Annotated in this window: 20 protein-coding genes; 4 read left to right on the plus strand and 16 right to left on the minus strand. The window is 29.7% G+C overall.

Features of this window, described 5'->3' with window-relative positions:
* Window positions 1–17: 17 nt before the first annotated feature.
* From RG22_RS06175 to RG22_RS06200, 6 genes are all read right to left on the minus strand, one after another.
* Window positions 18–419 carry a GNAT family N-acetyltransferase gene (locus RG22_RS06175; protein WP_034041778.1) on the minus strand — a complete coding sequence of 134 codons (402 nt, stop codon included), beginning with the start codon at window positions 417–419 and terminating at the stop codon, window positions 18–20.
* Entirely contained in the window at window positions 419–1027 is a 609-nt protein-coding gene (locus RG22_RS06180; protein ID WP_034041780.1) for a DUF4230 domain-containing protein, read from the minus strand. Before RG22_RS06180 ends, RG22_RS06175 begins: the two co-directional genes overlap by 1 nt.
* Window positions 1028–1777, minus strand: coding sequence for a cyclase family protein (locus RG22_RS06185; protein WP_052143657.1), 750 nt, complete (start codon window positions 1775–1777; stop codon window positions 1028–1030).
* A gap of 12 nt (window positions 1778–1789) precedes the next feature.
* Window positions 1790–2974, minus strand: coding sequence for a radical SAM family heme chaperone HemW (gene hemW, locus RG22_RS06190; RefSeq protein WP_034041785.1), 1185 nt, complete (start codon window positions 2972–2974; stop codon window positions 1790–1792).
* A 136-nt stretch (window positions 2975–3110) separates the two neighbouring features.
* Window positions 3111–3668, minus strand: a complete 558-nt coding sequence (gene ruvC / locus RG22_RS06195; protein WP_034041787.1) for a crossover junction endodeoxyribonuclease RuvC — start codon at window positions 3666–3668, stop codon at window positions 3111–3113.
* Window positions 3668–4297: an outer membrane beta-barrel protein gene (locus tag RG22_RS06200; protein ID WP_034045800.1), complete on the minus strand. Its 630-nt coding sequence runs from the start codon at window positions 4295–4297 to the stop codon at window positions 3668–3670. The genes ruvC and RG22_RS06200 overlap by 1 nt, the downstream gene beginning before the upstream one ends.
* Window positions 4298–4337: 40 nt before the next feature.
* Between RG22_RS06200 and RG22_RS06205 the strand changes: the two genes are divergently transcribed.
* From RG22_RS06205 to RG22_RS06215, 3 genes are read left to right on the plus strand one after another with little or no spacing between them, the layout of a single operon-like run.
* A complete protein-coding gene (locus tag RG22_RS06205) occupies window positions 4338–5306 on the plus strand; it encodes a lysylphosphatidylglycerol synthase domain-containing protein (RefSeq protein ID WP_034041790.1) in 969 nt (322 codons plus the stop codon).
* A gap of 2 nt (window positions 5307–5308) precedes the next feature.
* Entirely contained in the window at window positions 5309–6451 is a 1143-nt protein-coding gene (locus RG22_RS06210) for a glycosyltransferase (RefSeq protein WP_034041792.1), read from the plus strand.
* Window positions 6452–6505: 54 nt separating this feature from the next.
* A complete protein-coding gene (locus RG22_RS06215; protein ID WP_034041794.1) occupies window positions 6506–7372 on the plus strand; it encodes a hypothetical protein in 867 nt (288 codons plus the stop codon).
* A 2-nt stretch (window positions 7373–7374) separates the two neighbouring features.
* Here the strand turns inward: RG22_RS06215 and RG22_RS06220 are convergent, their stop codons facing one another.
* The 4 genes from RG22_RS06220 to RG22_RS06235 are packed head-to-tail and all read right to left on the minus strand — an operon-like array spanning window position 7375 to window position 11810.
* Window positions 7375–7851, minus strand: coding sequence for a hypothetical protein (locus RG22_RS06220; protein WP_034041796.1), 477 nt, complete (start codon window positions 7849–7851; stop codon window positions 7375–7377).
* A gap of 40 nt (window positions 7852–7891) precedes the next feature.
* A complete protein-coding gene (locus tag RG22_RS06225) occupies window positions 7892–9037 on the minus strand; it encodes a tetratricopeptide repeat protein (protein ID WP_034041798.1) in 1146 nt (381 codons plus the stop codon).
* A 2-nt stretch (window positions 9038–9039) separates the two neighbouring features.
* Window positions 9040–11448 (minus strand): energy transducer TonB, encoded by a 2409-nt coding sequence (locus RG22_RS17600; RefSeq protein ID WP_081997682.1) that lies wholly within the window; start codon window positions 11446–11448, stop codon window positions 9040–9042.
* Window positions 11445–11810, minus strand: a complete 366-nt coding sequence (locus RG22_RS06235; protein ID WP_034041800.1) for a BlaI/MecI/CopY family transcriptional regulator — start codon at window positions 11808–11810, stop codon at window positions 11445–11447. The genes RG22_RS17600 and RG22_RS06235 overlap by 4 nt, the downstream gene beginning before the upstream one ends.
* A gap of 131 nt (window positions 11811–11941) precedes the next feature.
* Between RG22_RS06235 and RG22_RS06240 the strand changes: the two genes are divergently transcribed.
* Window positions 11942–12445 (plus strand): DUF456 domain-containing protein, encoded by a 504-nt coding sequence (locus RG22_RS06240; RefSeq protein ID WP_034041802.1) that lies wholly within the window; start codon window positions 11942–11944, stop codon window positions 12443–12445.
* Window positions 12446–12720: 275 nt separating this feature from the next.
* On the opposite strand, the gene RG22_RS06245 is transcribed toward RG22_RS06240, so the two are convergent.
* From RG22_RS06245 to nagB, 6 genes are all read right to left on the minus strand, one after another.
* A complete protein-coding gene (locus RG22_RS06245; protein WP_034041804.1) occupies window positions 12721–13395 on the minus strand; it encodes a response regulator in 675 nt (224 codons plus the stop codon).
* A 10-nt stretch (window positions 13396–13405) separates the two neighbouring features.
* Window positions 13406–15166 (minus strand): ATP-binding protein, encoded by a 1761-nt coding sequence (locus RG22_RS06250; RefSeq protein WP_162183641.1) that lies wholly within the window; start codon window positions 15164–15166, stop codon window positions 13406–13408.
* Window positions 15167–15349: 183 nt separating this feature from the next.
* Window positions 15350–15496, minus strand: coding sequence for a hypothetical protein (locus RG22_RS17860; protein WP_156113357.1), 147 nt, complete (start codon window positions 15494–15496; stop codon window positions 15350–15352).
* Window positions 15497–15853: 357 nt separating this feature from the next.
* Entirely contained in the window at window positions 15854–16861 is a 1008-nt protein-coding gene (locus tag RG22_RS06255; protein WP_052143659.1) for a LacI family DNA-binding transcriptional regulator, read from the minus strand.
* Between the two features lie 265 nt (window positions 16862–17126).
* The gene (locus tag RG22_RS06260; protein WP_034041808.1) at window positions 17127–17573 is read right to left on the minus strand and encodes a hypothetical protein; all 447 of its coding nucleotides are present in this window, start codon (window positions 17571–17573) and stop codon (window positions 17127–17129) included.
* Between the two features lie 13 nt (window positions 17574–17586).
* Window positions 17587–19515 (minus strand): glucosamine-6-phosphate deaminase, encoded by a 1929-nt coding sequence (gene nagB, locus RG22_RS06265; RefSeq protein ID WP_034041810.1) that lies wholly within the window; start codon window positions 19513–19515, stop codon window positions 17587–17589.
* Between the last annotated feature and the right edge of the window lie 407 nt (window positions 19516–19922).

Raw genomic sequence — 19922 nt, forward strand, 5'->3', positions numbered from 1 at the left:
CTCAGGAATGACAAAAATTATTTTAAAAGTCGTTCCATTACTTTTTCTGGATGTTTTAAGTCTGTATATCCAAATTGTTTATATAGCTTATGAGCATCAGACGTTTTAAGCATCCATACTTTACACGATTGTAATTTGGGTTCTTCATTAATTGCTTTCATTAGTTGTTTTGAATAACCTTTGCCTCTATATTCAGGAAGTATAAATACATCCATTACATAAGCAAAAACAACATAATCTGTAGCTACTCTTGCGAAACCAATTTGCTTTTCCTCTATATAAACCCCAAAACAAAAGCTATGCGCTATTGATGCTTTTATTTCTTCAATAGTTCTTCCTTTTGCCCAATACGTTGTAGTTAAAAATCGATGAATGACATCAATTTGAAGCTTGTTTTTATCTGTAGATATATTAATCATTATTGCAGCTTCTTTGTTTTACCTTCTTCAATTTTTAATGCTGAATAGTCCAATTTCCAGCCAATAGTTTCAACAATGGTTTCCATAAGCAAAATAGTTTCTAAGGCTTCTTTTTGAGCGACTTGAATGAGTCCGCTTTCTGGAATTTTATCTTTAATGTGTTGCTTTGCTTCTGTATGTAAATCGGTTAAATCGTTTGCCTCAAACCTATTAAAGTAGCCATCGGTTTTATCATAATAATTCAAATTGGTTTCAATAGACAATACTTCGGGTTGCGGAAAATGTTCTAATATTATTTTCTTATTACCATTATCTGATTTAAGTTGAATCTTAGCCAAATCGTAACCCACATAAGCTTTAGCATTAATAACTACCAATGCCTTCTTTTTACTAGAAATAAGTTTCAGGAAACGTTGTTTTACATCTTCATAATGATAAATTTCGGCAAAATCACCTTCAACAGTTATGAATTTACAAACCGTTTTAATTTTATCTAAAAGCAATACAGATTGCGAATTAACCAATTGTTTTTTCTTAAGAGATTTTAAGTAAGTAACAACACCTAAGCTAACCAAAACACCAATAATGATTCCTAAAAATGATTCCATTTACTCAATAATTTTATATAAAATAGGTTTGCTTGGTGTTGCATCATTCTCGAAAGGGGCAATCATAAGATTCAATAAATATTCGCCATCATCAACAGAGTTGGGCACATAAATAAATTCTGTAATAGTGGCATCCATTCTAAGTTTTCCTTTGGTATTCCAAAAGGCATTATGAACCAACAATTTTCCATCATCCTTCTCTTTATCTACCGATGGCAAATCTATTAATAAGTGTTTAATGCCCTTTTCTATCAAATAAGTAGCGACTTCTTCTAATAAAAAAGGTGGGTTTGTATTAGAATATCGTTTGCTTTTTTTCTCCAATAAATTTGGCAAAGTCCTAATAATAATAGCATCTCTTTTTTTATTTCTTAAAGCTGTTTTAATCTGTTTTTTAGATATAAAAAAATCATCCCCATCGTTTTCTGGTGCAACGGTAACAACTTCTGCCACAAAAAAATAATGCTTTAAATTTTTGTTTACAGAATGTATTTCTTTTGTGATATGCCCAACACATTCGGTATGTGTTATATGCGAATGAGGGTTAAAATGGATACTGTTAAAATTGACAACGGCACCTTCTGAAACTTTAATTACCTTACCATCAGACTCTTCTGGAACAATCTGTGGGTCATCTATATACCAAGCATTTATGTTTTTTTTAGACATATCTATCGCTATAGAAATATCTATAGGTTTAGACACATCAATTTGTATTTTTCTTGAATTGTATTGTATTGTTGCGATCATATTCAAATATAATCAAATCATAAATAAATCGGCAGCAATACCATCAACTAAAAATTTTCCTTTTTGAGTTGTTGTTATTCTAATGTCATTACAAGGAGTCTCCGACGAAGTAATCTTTTCAAATAAAACAGATTGACGCACTTCGTTCTCAATGACAAGTAATTTTTTTTTTATAAATTTTTCAGAAGTCTTCTTTAAATGAGTTAAATATTCTTTACCAAAATCGGTTTCAACTTTATATAAAGAAACACCCCAAATGGTACGTAAACCTGTCATAATATATTCGTTATATTGGTCTTTTACAGAAAGTGTTTCAACCGTATTTGGAAGTTTATTATTTTGAATAGACTGAATGTATTTTGAATTATTTGATACATTCCAACTACGCCGTGTTTTACTAAATGAATGTGCCGAAGGTCCAATACCTATATATGGTTTTCCTTGCCAATAACTGGTATTGTGCTTTGAAAAACAGTTAGGTTTACCAAAATTAGAAATCTCGTAATGTACAAAACCTTGTTCGTTTGTTTTTTCTACTAAGTGATTAAAATGCTGTAATGCTAAATTCTCATCAATGGGCGGATAGGTTCCTTTTTTTATAAATGAATCTAATGCCGTTTTTGGCTCGACCGTTAAAGCATAACTTGAAATATGATTGACACCGAAACCAAAAGCTATTTCTAAATTTTCGTTCCATTTTTCTAAACTCATATTGGGAATGCCGTAAATTAAATCGATGGTTATATTATCGAAGTGTTTAGTTGCTTCTTGCAAACATGTTTTGGCTTCATGGGCGTTATGAGCGCGATTCATTTGTTTTAAATCATCTTCAAAAAACGATTGAATACCGATGCTTAAGCGGTTGATTTGTGTATTTGTTAATTCGTTTATTCGTTTATTCGAAAGGTCGTCTGGATTGGCTTCTAATGTTATTTCTGGGTTTTCAATTACTGAATAATTCTTGTAAACCGAATCAATCAATAATTGCAATTCGTCAATGGACAATAAGCTTGGTGTTCCGCCACCAAAATAAACGGTTTCAATGGATTGATTTTTGAGTTCCTCTTTTCGTAATTCTAACTCTTTTACTAGTGCTTGAATCAATTCATCTTTCTTTTTTAAAGAGGTTGAAAAATGAAAGTCGCAATAAAAACATGCTTGTTTGCAAAATGGGACGTGGATGTAGATGGCGCTCATTTAGTTTACAGTATTCAGTTGCAGTTTGCAGTCAGTTAAAAATTCCATATTATATTTAGTAAATCATATTAATAACTTAGAAATAGATCCCTGCCTACGAAGGCATGACAACTAAACGACTTAACAGATAAACAAATCAACTTTTTTTTACTCTTCCTTCGTTCTGCTTTACAAAAGCACTCCAGCCCGAATAACTTTTACCAACAGTAATTTTACCAGAGTTATAAAAATGGCAAACGGCAGCCGCTAAACCATCAGTCGCATCCAAATTCTTAGGCAACGTTTTTAATCCCAACAAACTTTGAAGCATTTTGGCTACTTGTTCTTTACTGGCATTTCCATTACCAGTAATGGCCATTTTTATTTTTTTAGGCAAATATTCTGTAATAGGTATTTCCCTACTTAAACCTGCTGCCATTGCCACACCTTGAGCCCTACCTAACTTAAGCATACTTTGCACATTTTTACCAAAAAACGGTGCTTCAATTGCTATTTCGTCTGGGTTATGGGTATCTATAAGCTCTATAGTGCGTTCAAAAATAAGTTTCAACTTTAAATAATGATCGCTATATTTTTTTAAATCGAGCTCATTAAGCTGCATAAACTCCATGTTTTTTCCAACTACTTTTATAAGTCCGAAACCCATAATAGTTGTTCCTGGGTCAATGCCTAAAATAATTCTTTCTTTACTCATTAATCACAATATTGACAACCACTAAGCGAAATAGAAGCGCCAATAGTTAATGTTAATAGATTTCCGTTAAACGATCCAAATCCATCCGAAATAGAATTAAAATCTTTACCAAATCCTAGTATATAAGAGGCATCAAAATACACCGAAAGTTTATCAGAAACACCATAATGAAACTCAATGCCTGCCATCGCATTTAAAAATGAGGTATCATTCTGAGTATAATTACCTAAAGGTTTAATAGTTGTTAACCCTGGACCAGCATGAACAAATGTAGCTATACGCTGTGGCAAAAAGCCAAACACACTTGTTGCATTATAAACCAATTGAGCATTGAGTCTTGTGTAATTAATTTTAAATTCTGGTGTGTTATTCAAATTTGAAAAACGGTTATAACCAAAATCTAATTTTGCCCCCAACTTAGGCTTAAACATATACTGAATTCCTAAATTAATACTCGGAAAATTTACAGATTTAGCTTCAAAATTAGCAACAAAACCATTTGCCGACGGACTATTAACACCTAACGCAAATTGCGCTTTAATCGTGTTTGTATCACTTTGTGAAAACACAAAAAAACTAAAACTAGTAAAAAGTATTGAAAATAATATCGGTTTAAATTTAAGAGGCATATAATAATATTGGTTTAATTTGCTGTACCCTTTTATAATTATGAATAAAACGTTGCCATACAAAACTAAGCAATTCTTTTTTGTGCTGATTAAATTAAGCATTGTTGTTAGCGCATTTTATTTTATTTATGAAAAACTAACAAATAACGATAGTTTACAATTTTCTGTTTTTGCTGATTTTCTATCAAAAAAGAACCTTTTTACACCAAAAAACATCATTTTATTATTTTTTTTAAGCTTTTTTAACTGGTTTTTAGAAATTTTAAAATGGAAAACCTTAGTATCTTTTGTTAAAAAAATCACTTTTAAAAATGCTCTTGAGCAAAGTTTAGGGGCGCTAACAGCATCATTATTTACTCCAAATAGAGTTGGTGAATATGGTGCTAAAGCAATGTGCTATCCATCAAATATTAGAAAACGTATCGTACTAATCAATCTGTTAAGCAACCTGTTGCAAATGACTGTAACTGTTACTTTAGGTGTTATTGGTTTTTATTTTCTAATAACAACCTATGAGGTGAATTTAGATTATTACAAACTAGCAAGCGTATTTGCAATTAGCTTAATGGTCGTGTTTTTAATAGGCTTTGGTATTAAAAAAAGCAAATTATCAATTAAAGGTTTTTCGTTAGAAAAAGTAAAGCAATTCATTTTAAAATTTCCTAGAGATAAAATCGTGTCTGGGTTTTTATTATCGCTATTACGATACGCTATTTTTTCATTTCAGTTTTACTTTTTATTACAAATTTTTGATATTAATATCACTTACAGAAGTGCGATGATGATGATTACGTCTATGTATTTATTGGCATCAATAATTCCGTCTATATTTATTTTCGATGTGGTTATAAAAGGAAGTGTAGCTCTATATTTATTCGCATTAATTGACGTAAACGAGCTTACTATTTTAAGTATCATTACCATTATGTGGCTATTTAATTTTGTGCTACCAAGTGTGTTTGGCAGTTTTTATGTCCTTAATTTCAATTTACCAAAAAGCGAAGATTAATTATGGTTTTAATTAGCATTATTATAACACTTCTATATTTGCTTTTAATAGGTAGTTTTATTTTTGGTTTTGATAAAGTATCGACTTTCAAATTGAAAAGCATTGAAGCTAAAACAACATTTTCTATAATTATTCCTTTTAGAAATGAAGCTGAAAATCTACCCCATTTGTTAGCTTCAATTAATGCCTTAGAATACCCAAATCATTTATACGAAATTTTTTTTGTTGATGATGATTCGGTTGATGATTCGGTTAAAATTATTAAAAAAGCTCTCGATACATCCCGACTACAACGAGACACTCGCACGGACATTTCGATTATTAAGAATGAAAGAACTTCAAATTCCCCAAAAAAAGATGCCATAACAACAGCGGTAAAACAAGCAAAACATAGTTGGATAATTACAACCGATGCCGATTGCACTTTGCCCAAATATTGGCTGGATAGTTTTGATGAGTTTATTCAAACCACAAACAGTAAATGTATAGTTGCTCCGGTAACTTATGTCTATGAAAATAGCTTGTTAAATCGCTTTCAATTACTCGATATTTTAAGTTTACAAGGCGCAACCATTGCCGGTTTTGGTATTAAAAAACCTTTTTTATGCAATGGTGCAAATTTTGCATATCAAAAAGCATTGTTTTTCGAATTAAACGGATTTGATGGTAATAACAATATAGCAAGTGGCGATGATATTTTCCTGTTAGAAAAAGCTGTTAAAACGTATCCCAAAAACGTAAACTATTTAAAATGCGAACAAGCTATTGTAAAAACGAAAGCACAACCAACTTGGAACACATTAAAAGAACAACGCATAAGATGGGCAGCTAAAACAAGTGCTTACAATAATGGATTTGGCAAACTAATAGGTTTCGTTGTTTTAGTAATGAATGCTTTAATCATTTCGCTTTTACTGCTATGCATATTAAGCATATTCAATATTAAAATTTTTATTTATATTTTAATTATTAAGTTTAATATCGATTTCTTTTTAATCTATAAATCGGCATTATTCTTTAATCAAAAACACATTTTAAGAACTTACATTTTCGGATTTCTAATATATCCTTTTTTTAGTGTTTACATTGCTGTTACTTCTACCTTTAAAGGTTATAAATGGAAAGGTCGAAATTTTGAAAAATAAATGGAATTGATTTATTTTTAGTAGCTTTACATAGAACCCAATATCTTAAAAATCATGAAAAAGATTCTTTTTTTACTTGTGCTTACCACTTGTTCTTTTTCGGTATCTGCACAACAACAATACACTGTTAACGGAAAAAACTATGAACTTAAAACCGCAGTTGAGGGTAATATAGATTTGCTTTGGAATAGTATTGATAAGCAATTTCGGTATTTTGTTAAAACGACTGATGGAAACATTTTTGAATTGATAAACACTAAAAATACAAATAATAAATACCAAGAGGAATACAAAACACAGCTTAGTGAGTTAACCAAAAACACTAGTATTTCGGCAGCCAATTTAAAATTCACATTAAATGACTTAACACAGTTTTTTAAACAGTATAATACGGCTATTGGAGATTCGGCTTACCTTGACGAAAGACCAATACTTAAATCGCGTTTAGGGCTTTTTGGCGGTATAACAAATCATCCTTTTGTTAACAATGAAAATAATTCAACAGTTCCTTTTTTTGGCGCAGAGTTAGAAGTCATTTCGTCTCTTAAAACCTCAAAACACGCTGGCTTTTTTAGCATTGAACACGCATTAGACAATGATGATTTTAAATATACTACAACCCAAATCGCTTTAGGTTACCGATATAGATTTATTAACAACCCATCGTTTAACTTCTATGTAAATACACATTTAGCGACATATAATTTCTCGAAAAACACCATTGCAATGATAGGCTTACCTAATGAAGTTGTAAAAAACTCAACTTTTAAAATTCCTTTTGCTTTTGGATTGGGTGCAGATATTAAAATAAGTAACAGTAGTTTTATGACTTTAGCTTACAACGAATTGTTCGCCATATTTGTAGATAGTAATAGTAATTTTCCAGTAGATTTTGCTATTGGTTATAAACTTAATTTATAACCTTAATTCACTTTAATGATTATAGGTAATTTAAATTCTGTAGTCACTTGTTGTCCGCGTTTTATAGCTGGAAAAATATTGGGGAGCGAATCTAAACTTTTAGTAAGTAAACTTTTAATATTTGGAATTTCGGCAATAGTTACCGAATCTATTTTTGCATCCATTAATTTTAAGTTTCCAGTTTCAGACACTTGAAAATCTAATACCATAGTATCGCTAATATCTTTAGTTACAATAATAATTTCATTTTGTAAAAATTCAGAAATATGTGAGGTTAAAAGGTGTTGAAAACATCCTTTTTTTTCTTCTTTAATAGTTAAAGAATCACAGATAGAAAAACTAGGATACTCATCAACATCGTTCCAATTAAAAGTTTGTAATTCTTCTTTTAAAATCGCTTCAGATGATGTTTTTTTTACTTTAAAATACTCACAAGACGTAAGTATTAAAAATAATAATAAAACGCAAGTTTGCCTCATGGATTAAAACTGAAACCGAAAAGTACAATTTTTTTAGATTTTAATCTTCTTTCTTATCTACTTTAAGAAATTTTTCGTTTTTAAGTTTCGAAATACGATCTTCAATAAAACTGTTCAATTTACTATTTGGGAATTTTTTAGTAAAATCTTCTAGTGCATTAATCTTAGCGTCATAATCGGCATAGTAGGTTTCGAGCGTTATAGCTAAATGCAAATTAGAAAACTCGTTTGTAGGATTTTCTCTCACGGCTTTTTTTAAAGCAGCAATACCTTCTTTATATTTTTTTTGATGATTTAAGACGGTTCCCAATTTCATGTATTCTGCATCTAATGGCTGATCTAATATTGACAATGCTTTCGAGATATAATCTTCTGCACTTCTAAAATCATCTAATTTCTCATAATAAGTTCCAACAACATAGATAGCTGTGGCATCATTGGGGTTGAATTGTAAAGCTAACTTACGGTGTGTTATCGCTTTTTTATATTCATATAATTGTACGTAACACAAGCTTAACTTTTCATGTATAAACTCTGAAGACTCTCCTAGTTCTAAAAGCTTTTCAAACCAAATAATGGCGTTTTCGTATTGCTGTCGCACATAATAATTTTGTGCTTTCAAACTTATTAGTTCCTTATTATTTTTATAAGACGATAAGCCAGTCTTTATATATTCATCTGCTAATTTATTATGTCCTTTTTTAAGATGATATTTAGCAATTTTAAAAATAGCTTTTTGGTGTGTGCTATCTAACTGAAAAGCACTATAAAACCTATTTTGTGCTGTAGAATCTTTTAATTGCTCTAAAGTTAAACCCAACTCGTAATGAAAATTTGGATTTTTATAATCTGTATAAACCAGTTTATTAAAAACTTCTGATGCTTTTTTGAAATTTTCGGTTCTATATAAAAACTTTCCAAAATCATATTTTAACAACGTGTTTTCAGGATTGGTTTCTACACCTTTTTCATAGTTAATTAAAGCTTCGTCGTAATTACCAATAGCGATATATGCTTTTGCGATTTTATGATAAACTTCAGGTTGATTATTGTGCCTATTATATTGTGCAATAGCTTTACTATAATTACCATTTGCAAACAAACTGTCTGCAACGTTTAAAACCGAAGTTTGAGCTTCGGTTTTAAATACTATTATTATAAGAAGAAATAAAATTAATCTATTCATTTTTAATCATGGACTTGGAATATTATTGGCAAAGAGTATAACACATCTACTTTTTTTCCTTTATGCTCACCAGGAATTAATTTAGGTATTGATTTAATCACCCGTATGGCTTCATCTTCTAAACTAGGATGTGGTGCTCTTGACTTTTCAATTACAATTTTGCCTTTTTTTGTTATTTTAAAAACAATATTAATACGTTGCCTTCCTTTTAAACCTAAACTTTTGGCTAAACTAGTATTGAAGTTTTTTGCGACATATTTAGAAATACCATTTGTTGTACAGTTTTTCTTTTCCTTTTCACTTTCTAAAGATTCACATTCAGTCAAAATTGGTGCCTTATCAACAATAGCAAAAGGCGTAGCACCTCCTAAGGTATCATCTGCATAACCAACAATTGCAACCTCTTCTAACATTTGATTATCGTCTGCAACCTCAAAAATAATTGGGAGCGAATACGGTACAGTTACTGCTTTACCCTTTTGCACACCAGGTTTCATTTTAGGTAGTGAAGAAATCACTCTTACAGCCTCTGTCTCTAATGCTGGGTGTGGTGCTCTTGAACGAATTCCGGTAATATAACCTTCCTTACTTATTTTAAAAATAACATTAATACGTTGTCTTCCTGACAAACCTAAATTGTTAGCCAGTTTTGTGTTAAAATTTTCAATTACAAATTTGCTAAGCTTTTCGCTCATACATGCTTTCTTTTCAGCATTAGTAACTAAGTCTTCACAACCAGGATAAACAGGTACATTTTCAATAACAGCAAAAGGAACTTCAACATCTTCTTCTGAAGTATTTTTGTCCTTCTTTTCACCATAAGCAACAATTACAGTTTCATCAACAACTGATTGGTCTTGAACTTGAAAAATTATAGGCAATGAATATGGGACTGTTACATTTTTACCGTTATGCTCACCTGGAATCATTTTAGGCAAAGTTTTAATAACTCGGATAGCTTCAGCTTCAAGGTCTGGGTGTGCCGCTCTAGAACGGATTCCTATAACATTTCCTTCTTCATTAATTTTAAAAATTACATTAATGCGCTGGCGACCTGCTAAACCTAGTTTATTAGCCAAATCTGTATTAAAATTTCGATTTACATGTTTTGCAATGTTTTCAGATATACATTTCTTTTGCTCTTCTCTTAATAAATCTTCACATCCTGGAAATATTGGAACTTGGTCTATTACTGCAAAAGGGACTTCTAAACTGGTTTCATTTAAGGGAATTAATTCTGCTTCTTTAGTTTTCTCAAAATCACTCTTAATTAACTTAACAAACATCTTGTAAGGTGATGATTGAATTTCTTTATAACCTTTAGGAATTTTTTCACGTCTATGATGTATGCTATAAATCATACCCTTTTGATCCAATGTTTCTGTCATCATACCAAAATAATTTGGGTTATCATTCAAAAACGCTCTATATTCATCATGAATTACTTTCATGTCTTTTGGGGTATTTTTAGTCCCGACTAAAGTATGTTTATATTGACTTAAATCTATAACGTCTTTTTGATTTTCAGTTTGAGCCTCTTGAGCTTCTGCCGATGTATAAATCAACATCCCAAAAACCAAAGGGATTAACAGTGCATACTTGATTAAATGAATTTGTTTTGATTTTGCTTTTGATAACATAACGATTCGTTTTTTGATTAATGATTGTTTAAAAAAGGTATTGATGAATGATATATTTTTAGTCTCGAAAACCTGAGCTAATAGGTTTTGATAGTATTCATTTTTATTTTGATGCTTTACCGCATTAGCATCTGCAATAAATTCGTGCAATGTTGCCATTCTGTTTTGATACATATACACAAATGGGTTAAACCAAAATACAATGCGTAACACTTCAAAAAATAATAAATCTAAAGTGTGTTTTTGTTGAGTATGAATAAGCTCATGTTTTAAAATAGCTTCTTTATCTTCTGCTTTAATGCGCTCTCCTAAAAAGATATAATGGAAAAACGAAAATGCAGCATTGCTATTTAATAATTCAACCAACACAATGTTACCGATGGATTGCTTTGGATTTTTAATAACTAACACAAAAATTTTAAACACTTTATACAGAAACAAACAAAACGCTACACATAAACCTATGTAGAATGTAACTTCCCAAAATGACATGGAGTTTTGCTCTAAAACAACGGCATTTAAAATAATTGTATCATTTGGATTTACTAGAGATTGCCCTAAAATAACTTCGGGTAGTGACATTATATAATTTTGTGGCACAACCTCTTTAAAGCGCTGTATCTTTATAAATGGTAATATTAAAGATAGAAAGGCTGTTGCTAAAAGGTACAACCTGTTCCATTTAAAAAACGTTTCTTTTTTTAAAAACACATCGTATGCCAATAGAAAGACAAGTTGAAACGCTATAGTTTGTAATATATAATGTATCATTTTTTATCTTTTTTATTGATTTCTTTTAAAACCGATTCTAGTTCGTTTAAACTAATATCATTCTTTTTCATAAAAAAAGACACCATGCTTTTAAAAGAGCCTTGAAAGTAATTATCGACCAACTTATTTATGGATTGATTGCTGTATTCTTGTTGGGGAATCAACGGAAAATACAAATGTCCTTTCCCCTGCTTTTCGTAATCTACAAAACCTTTGCTCTCTAAAATTCTAACAATTGTAGATACAGTATTGTAAGCAGGTTTTGGCTCTGGAAACTCTTCTATTATAGCTTTTACATTGGCTTTTTTAAGCTGCCAAAGTATTTGCATTATATCCTCCTCTGCTTTAGTAAGTAACTTCATTTTTTAAAATATTTTTTATTCAACTAAACTTTTAGTTAAACAAATATAACTAAAAAATTAGTTTGAACTAATTTTTTAGTTTAAAAATGTAACAACTTGTTTAATTTAGCGTCATACTTTTAAAACACTTTATGGATATTATTTTGGTTATAATTTCTGCTTTATTTATTATTTTGGGAATCATTGGCAGCTTTTTACCTGTATTACCTGGGCCACTAACAAGTTGGTTAGGCTTATTAGTTCTTCATTTAACCGATGCTATCCCAATGGATAAATCGTTTATAATTATTACGCTTATTATTGCTATTTTTATATGGATACTGGATTATATTATACCTGCCATTGGCACTAAACGTTTTGGTGGAACGAAATATGGTATGGTTGGTACAACGTTAGGATTAATAGTTGGATTAATTGCCCCAATTCCTGGAGGTATTATTATTGGTCCTTTTGTTGGCGCACTTATTGGTGAACTATTAAATAATGCCGATTCTAAAACGGCTTTTAAAGCGGCATTTGGTTCTTTTATTGGATTTTTAACCTCAACATTTATTAAGTTTATAGTTGCAATAGTTTATTTAGGATTGTTTATTGGCATTTTATGGGATTATAAAAATGCTCTTTTTTCATTTTAGAAAAACTAAAGTATTAAAATAGAAGAACCCTGTGGGTCTCTCACATCCACAGGGTTTTTGTAAATTGCTATTATCAACAAAAAAATTGAGGGATTAATTAATTTGAAGTGTTGATATTACAAATATATATATAACAAATTGTTTTTAACTGCGGAAAAACCGTAACGGTATTACGGTTAAAATGTAGAATTCAGATATAGTAGGGCGTTTGATGATGAAAATAAAATAAAAAAACTTAAATTAATATTTAATAATCAAAAAGTTTAGAACTTTACTTACACAAAACCTTTGTCTCTAGCTTCTTTTAGTAGTGTTTCGTCTTGTCCGTCTTGAACAGAAAATAATTCTTTAAGCTGTTTTTTTCTTTTTTCAACTGCACTTAATGAGATATCTAAATGAGCTGCGAGATTTTTTGTTTTTACCCCTTGAGATAGTAAGTGAAGTATTTTTCTGTTTTTATCATCAATTATAATATCACTAGTAATCGTTCTTCTTATGTGGTTGTTAACTGTACCACTGTAAAAAGGAGGATTATTAAGTACTGCTTGAAAGGCACTTGCTAATTCACTTGATGTTAAATCGCTTTTAATTAAAAACCCTTCGGGATCTATAGTTTTAATAATATTATGAATACGAAAAGATTCATTGAACATGGTTAGTATTATAATTTTAGCATTTGGTAGAATATTGCGCGCATATTCTGCTAAATCCTCTCCAGATTGCATTAATCCATCAGTAGATGGTGGTAAGCTTATATCTACAAATAATACATTATAAGGTGTGTTATTTTCTACAGCTTTATTCATAAAAGCCAAAGCTTCATCACAATTATTAGCTATATCAATTGATAATTCTTGTTTATCTTTTTTAGTAAATAGTAAAGTGTTTTGATAGCCTTCTATAATCATAGGATGGTCATCAATCATTAATATTTTAATATGCTCTATCATTCAATTGTAATTAACCTGTTTTAATTTTTATTGTTATAGTTGTGCCTTTATTTACTTCTGAGGTTATATTTAAATCGCCTTTAATTTCTTCAACTCTAGAGTTAATGTTTTTTAAACCAATACCTCTTTTAGCTTTATCTACAATAAAACCTGATCCATTATCATTAATAACTAAGCAAAATACATTATTTTTTACTTCAAAGCTAATTTTTACAAGGGTTGCATTAGCGTGTTTATAAATATTTTGTAGTGATTCTTGTATAATTCTGTAAATGTGAATTTTAGTCTTATTTGAAGCTTCTTCCCAATTAATATCATCATTGTGTTTTAACTCGTAATCAAAACCATAAGCTTTTGTTTGCTTTTCCAGCAAGCTTTTTATTATGTCTATAAATCCAGAACCAGACACAAAATCGGTATTTAATTTGTGAGAAACTTTTCTAATATCGTCTTCTATAGTTTTAAGCTCAGAAATATATTGGCTTCTCGTATTTATGACATCAGCGTTAATACCCATATTTAAACTATCCAAACTTAAGCGTGTACCAAACAAACGCCCTAAAACGCCATCGTGTAACTCTTCAGAAATACGCTTTTTTTCTAATGTTCTTGCTTCTTCAATATTATCTTGTTGCGAAAGCATTAGGTTATAAATTTCTTCATTGGTTTTTTGTTGCTGTTGTATAAATTTCAATTCTTTGTTTTTATTTCTCTGGCTAACAACCAAATAGATTAAAAAAGAGGTGATAATTAAGGTTATAGAAATAATTAAAAGCCACATACGCTCTCGTGCAATTCTAATATTTTCTTGTTCAATTTGATTGGTTTCAAAACGAATTCTTGCAAACTTATCTCTTTTAGCTCTTTCGCTTCTTTGTAAGCTATCACTAAGTTTTACATAATTTTTTAAATGCTTGACAGCAATATCTCCCTTTTCAATTTTTGAAAGCAGTAAAAGTGATTTTAATAAATCATCGTTATTATAAGCCTCTGAAATGTTTTTAGCCTTATAAGCATGATATTTAGCTAAACCTTTACTGTTTTTATTGTTATAATATTCTGCTAAATGTTGATGAATTATTATAGAATTATAACTATGGTTAATACTATCACATATTCTTAAAGCTTTTAAATATAACTCAGGTAATTGTTCCGTTTGTTTAGATAGATATAATGTATTCGCATAATTACCTAAAGCCAAGACATAAACATCTGGGTGATTGTTAATTAATTCCTTGTTTGATAAAATTTCATTATACTTTTCTATGGCTAACTCATATTCTCCTGAACGTCTATAAACTTTAAGCATATTATTTAGAGTTAAACCTATGCTTCTTTGAAAGTCTCCTTTTAGTTTCTTTTTTATTTCAAGTGATTTTTCTAAATACTCAATAGCTTGGTCAAACTCTTCTAGTTCATCAAAAACGATCCCTAAGTTATTATAAACATAAGCTTTACGCTCTTTAATTAGGTTGCTTTCATTTAACTGTTCTAATAAAGTTAGTGCTTCAATTGAGGTTACTTCACTACCTGTATAGTCTTTATCATAAGTTTGACAAACTGCAATCCCGTAAAGAGTTATAGCTGTCTCATATTTATAATTGAATTTCCTAAAAACCTTTTCAGCTTTTTGATAATAAAAATAAGCACTATCACTAAGCAAAGAATACCTATATAGTTCTCCAATTTTATAATGTTGATTTGCTACAGAAACTGAATCTGTAAATTTAGCAGTTGACAAATAATCTTGGATAGAATCAATTTTACGCAAATTTTTATTTATTTGCGAATGCATTTCACCTAACGAAATAAATACGATAACGAAGAAAAAAATATATTTCAATATACAAGAAGCTTATTACTTTGTATTCAAATGTATCTATAATTTTTTACTAAAAAAAAAGTCCTAATGCAAATTGCATCAGGACTTTTATATTTTAAGATTTTTATTGTATTAATCTTGTCCACTACCTCCAGTATAAGGAGTTTCTTCAGTTTCAGGAGCAGTTAAAACATCATCTTCATTTAAATCTTGCTTAGTACAAGATGCAAACACAGTTAAAAATAATGCTAGTAATAAAGTAATTTTTAAAGTTTTCATATTAATTCGATTTAGGTTAAAATTATTTTTCTCAGTTTTATTTTAAAATTTAAAATGCTATCGAAGATTTTGAAAAATCAAAACCTTTGATGAGGGAAAAATGGATAATTAACTTAAAAATCGAACGTAAAAAAACGCATAGATTTTTTAAACACTATGAGGGAATTGTGACTATAAAGTCACGAAAATGGATTAATGAAACTTAATGAGCTGAGGGGAATTGATTTGGGTGCTTATTAAGAGCTGCTAAAGTAGGTCAACGTAGTCAAATACTAGAAATATAATCGATAAAGTGACTGCTTTTATCGATTAAACGTCAAAATACACTAATGTTATTAACAATTGACTGTTGAAAACTTATAAAGTAGAGCCGTTTTCGATTAAGCTTGTTTTGACTATTTTAGTTTTAAAATCTGATTGTTCTCCAGACACGTTACGTAATCTTTTAACTAACATTTGTGCTGCATTTGTTCCAATTTCTTTTGCATGCTGTCTTATAGTAGTTAATCGTGGTATGGAATGATTAGACACTGATTGACTTGAAAATCCTATTACCGAAATATCTTTTGGCACTTTAAAACCAAAACTTATAGCCACATTAATAGCAATAACACCAGAAGCACTATCTGCAGCAATTACCGCATCAATGTCTTCATGCTCCTTCATGAAAGCTTTTATCTTGTCTTGAGAATCATCTTCTTTTTTTATATTTAAAACTAATGCTTTATACTCTGAACTTTCCAAAATAGCCTTATTATATCCTCTTTCTCTTAATTTACCTACGCTTAAATCATCAATATTGCTAATAAAGGCTATTTGCTTTCTGTTCTCCTCCAGTAATTTTTTTGTAGCTCTGTAGGTTGCATCAAAGTCGTCAACAATTACTTTATCACACAAAACATCATGGGCGACTCTATCAAACATTACTATTGGCAAACCTTGTTTAATTGTTTTTTTAAAATGCTCAACTTCATTTTTTATTTGTGTTTCTTCTGATACACATAAAATAAATCCATCTACGCTACCGTTTGCTAATAATTGCAAACTTTCTTTTTCTTTTTCTAAAGATTCGTTAGAAATACAAGTAATAATATTATATCCGTGTTGCGTGGCTTCTCGCTCAATTCCAAATAAAACCTTTGATAAAAAGTGATTTAGAATATCTGGTATAATAACACCAATTGTATTTGTTCTATTTTGTTTTAAGCTTAAAGCTACTTTATTTGGCTTGTAGTTATATAAATCTGCAAGTTCTTTAACACGCTTAATCGTTTCTTCTCCAATTTCTTCACTATTATTTAAAGCTTTAGAGACTGTAGATATTGAAACATTTAACTCTTTTGCTAATTGTTTTAAAGTAACCATTCTGTTTATATATTTATTTTATAAAGGATGCAATTTACAAAATTACATAATGCAACATATATAGTCTTGAAATTTGTTGGATGTAGAAATAAAAAAAAGTTCGTCCGGTTAGAAAAGGTATTAAAAAACAATAGCAGCGTTACAAACACTTACTTTTTTCTTCTAAAAAATGAGATTGTAACGCTGCTAATTAATTAAAAAACTAAGTATAGTTTGACTAATTCCTACATACTCAATAATGTATTATAAATGAATAATATCACTTTTATCTAATTCTTACATACTTTTCAAGAATTTCTCTATTAATTCCAGCTTCTTTAACTTCTTCTATTCCTTTTTGAATCAAAGTATCTCCTTTAATTCGAATTGTAAATGGGAACTCATGATTTTTCAATGTCTCTATGCCTATATAATTTAAAACTTCTGTATAATTATTTCCTTTTAAAATATATTTACCTCCTCCTCCATAAAAATTATTTACACTATTATTTTCTTGATTAAAAAAAGCAAAATGAGTATCATTAATGATTTTTATAAAACTAGTATGCGTTAAATCTTTTATTTTTAAAGAATCATTTTCTTTAACTTCAGCATATACCATTTTCCATGTGCCTTTTATTGCATTGTTTGGATTAATGTCTTTTTTATTCGTGCAGTTATGTGATACTAAAATTAAAATAACACCTAAAACTAGTTTTTCTATTTTTTTCATTTATAAAAATTAATTAAAATTTGTAACGTTTAAAAGCCTCAATAGCGGCATAATCTGCCAACCCTAAATCATTATATTTTTTTGCTGTTAACCTGTTTCTGTCTTCAACACGCACCCAAAACTCTCTAGAATCATCTCCTTGAAACATAACACCATCTTTTTGAGATTGATGATAAAAAATGGCATGACGCTTTTTGAGTACTTGATCTGGGCTCATTGGCACTGCCATTTCTATTTGATAAGGCTCCCACTCGTGCCATGCGCCACGGTATAACCATACCCAACAATCGTTCATGTAACTATAGTGTTTTAATTTTTTTAATGCTTCAAACAAACTATCTAAACAAACTTTATGGGTTCCATGTGGGTCTGCTAAATCGCCTGCTGCATATATTTGATGTGGCTTTACGTGGTCGATTAGACTACACATAATATCTATATCATCATCTGAAAGCTTATTTTTCTTTACAGTTCCTGTTTCGTAAAATGGTAAGTCAAGAAAATAAACGTTTGAATCATCTACTCCTAAATACCTCGTGGCTGCAAGCGATTCACTTCGTCTTATCAGTCCTTTTAATTTTCTAACTTCAATAGAATCTATATTGTTATCTGTTTTGCTTTTTAAAAAGTTTATAATGCTATCTGATTCAACAGAATTTGCATTTAACGATTTAGATATTTCTGCAAACTTTAATGCCTCTTCATCAGAAACTGCTATATTTCCAGATGTTTGATAAGCAACATGTACATCGTGACCTTGCTCTACCAGCCTATCTATAGTACCACCCATAGAAATCATATCATCATCTGGATGTGGACTAAATATAATTACTCTCTTTTTTTCTGGAGTTGCTCTTTCTGGCCTATTAGTGTCATCTGCAAATGGTTTTCCTCCAGGCCATCCTGTAATAGTATGCTGCATTTTGTTAAACATTTTAATATTTAAATTGTATGCAGTACCATCTTCAGTTAAAAGACTAGACATTCCATTATCATTGTAATCTTTATCTGTTAATTTTAAAAAAGGTTTATCTGTTAAAGCACTTAACCAAACAACAGCTTTAAGTTTTAAGGTATCTGTCCATATACAAGAGGTTACTAACCAAGGTGTTTTTACTCTAGTTAATTCTGATGATGCATCTTTGTCTAAAACAAAAGTTGTATTATTATGTTCTTGTAAATAGGTTGCGGGTACTTGAGAAGTGATTTCACCCTCAATTGTCTTTTTAAGAATTTTTGCTTTACTTATTCCCCAACCTAATAGCACAATTCTTTTAGCACTTTGCACTGTACCAATACCCATAGTAATAGCTTTTCTAGGCACATTATCAATGCCAAGAAATGCAGGAGCGGCATCTATACGTGTAATATGGTCTAATGTAATGCTTCTGGTACCAGAGTTGAAATGAGAACCAGGTTCGTTAAAACCTATATGTCCCGTTCTACCTATTCCTAAAAGCTGAAAATCTAAACCGCCATGTGCTTTAATTTTCATTTCATAATCTATACAATATTGATATAAATCTTCTGCTTTTACTTTACCATCTGGAATATTAATGTTTTCTGGCAGAATATCAACATGATTGAAAAGATGTTCATGCATGAAATAAAAATAACTCTGAATGTTAGTTCTATCCATTGACAAATATTCATCTAAGTTAAAGGTAATCACATTTGCAAAACTTAAATTTTCTTCTTTATGCATTCTTACCAGTTCTTCATACACTTTTACTGGCGAAGACCCTGTTGCTAACCCCAATACACAAGATTCATTTAATGCGTTTTTCTCTCGTATTAAATTTGCGATTTCTTGAGCTACTAATACTGATGCTTTCTGAGAAGATTCGAAAATAACATTGTGAATTTTTTCAAAACGAGTATCTTCAAATTTCCCAGGTGTTTTATAAATAACACTCTCATAATTGGCAATATCTACTTTCATATTAAAACTTGGTTAGAGTTATTCTTTTTTATAAAGCAAGCAAAAGCTTAACTACAAAAAGATACTAACTTAAAATTGCACTTTACATTTTTATTGTACTAATTAAGATTTGCAACATTAATGTATTAGTAGGCCAAATCGTTTAACTTGTAACTAATATACTACCAAAATATTTGAAATTTTAAACAAAATATATAGACAACATAGTTTTAAAGATAGACAACTACATATTGCAGATAAGTGATTATTTTAATTAAAAATTCAAATTTAATTGATTGAATTCATTCTCAAAAATTTACCAACATTCATATAAATAAACATTTTTTTGCATTTGATTTAAAAAAATAATTTAATTTCACAATTAAAAGATTGTAAATTAAACATCTAAGTATTTTGAGTTTACATCA

This window comes from Wocania ichthyoenteri Th78 (assembly GCF_000789235.1).
Classification (GTDB): Bacteria; Bacteroidota; Bacteroidia; order Flavobacteriales; family Flavobacteriaceae; genus Wocania_A; species Wocania_A ichthyoenteri.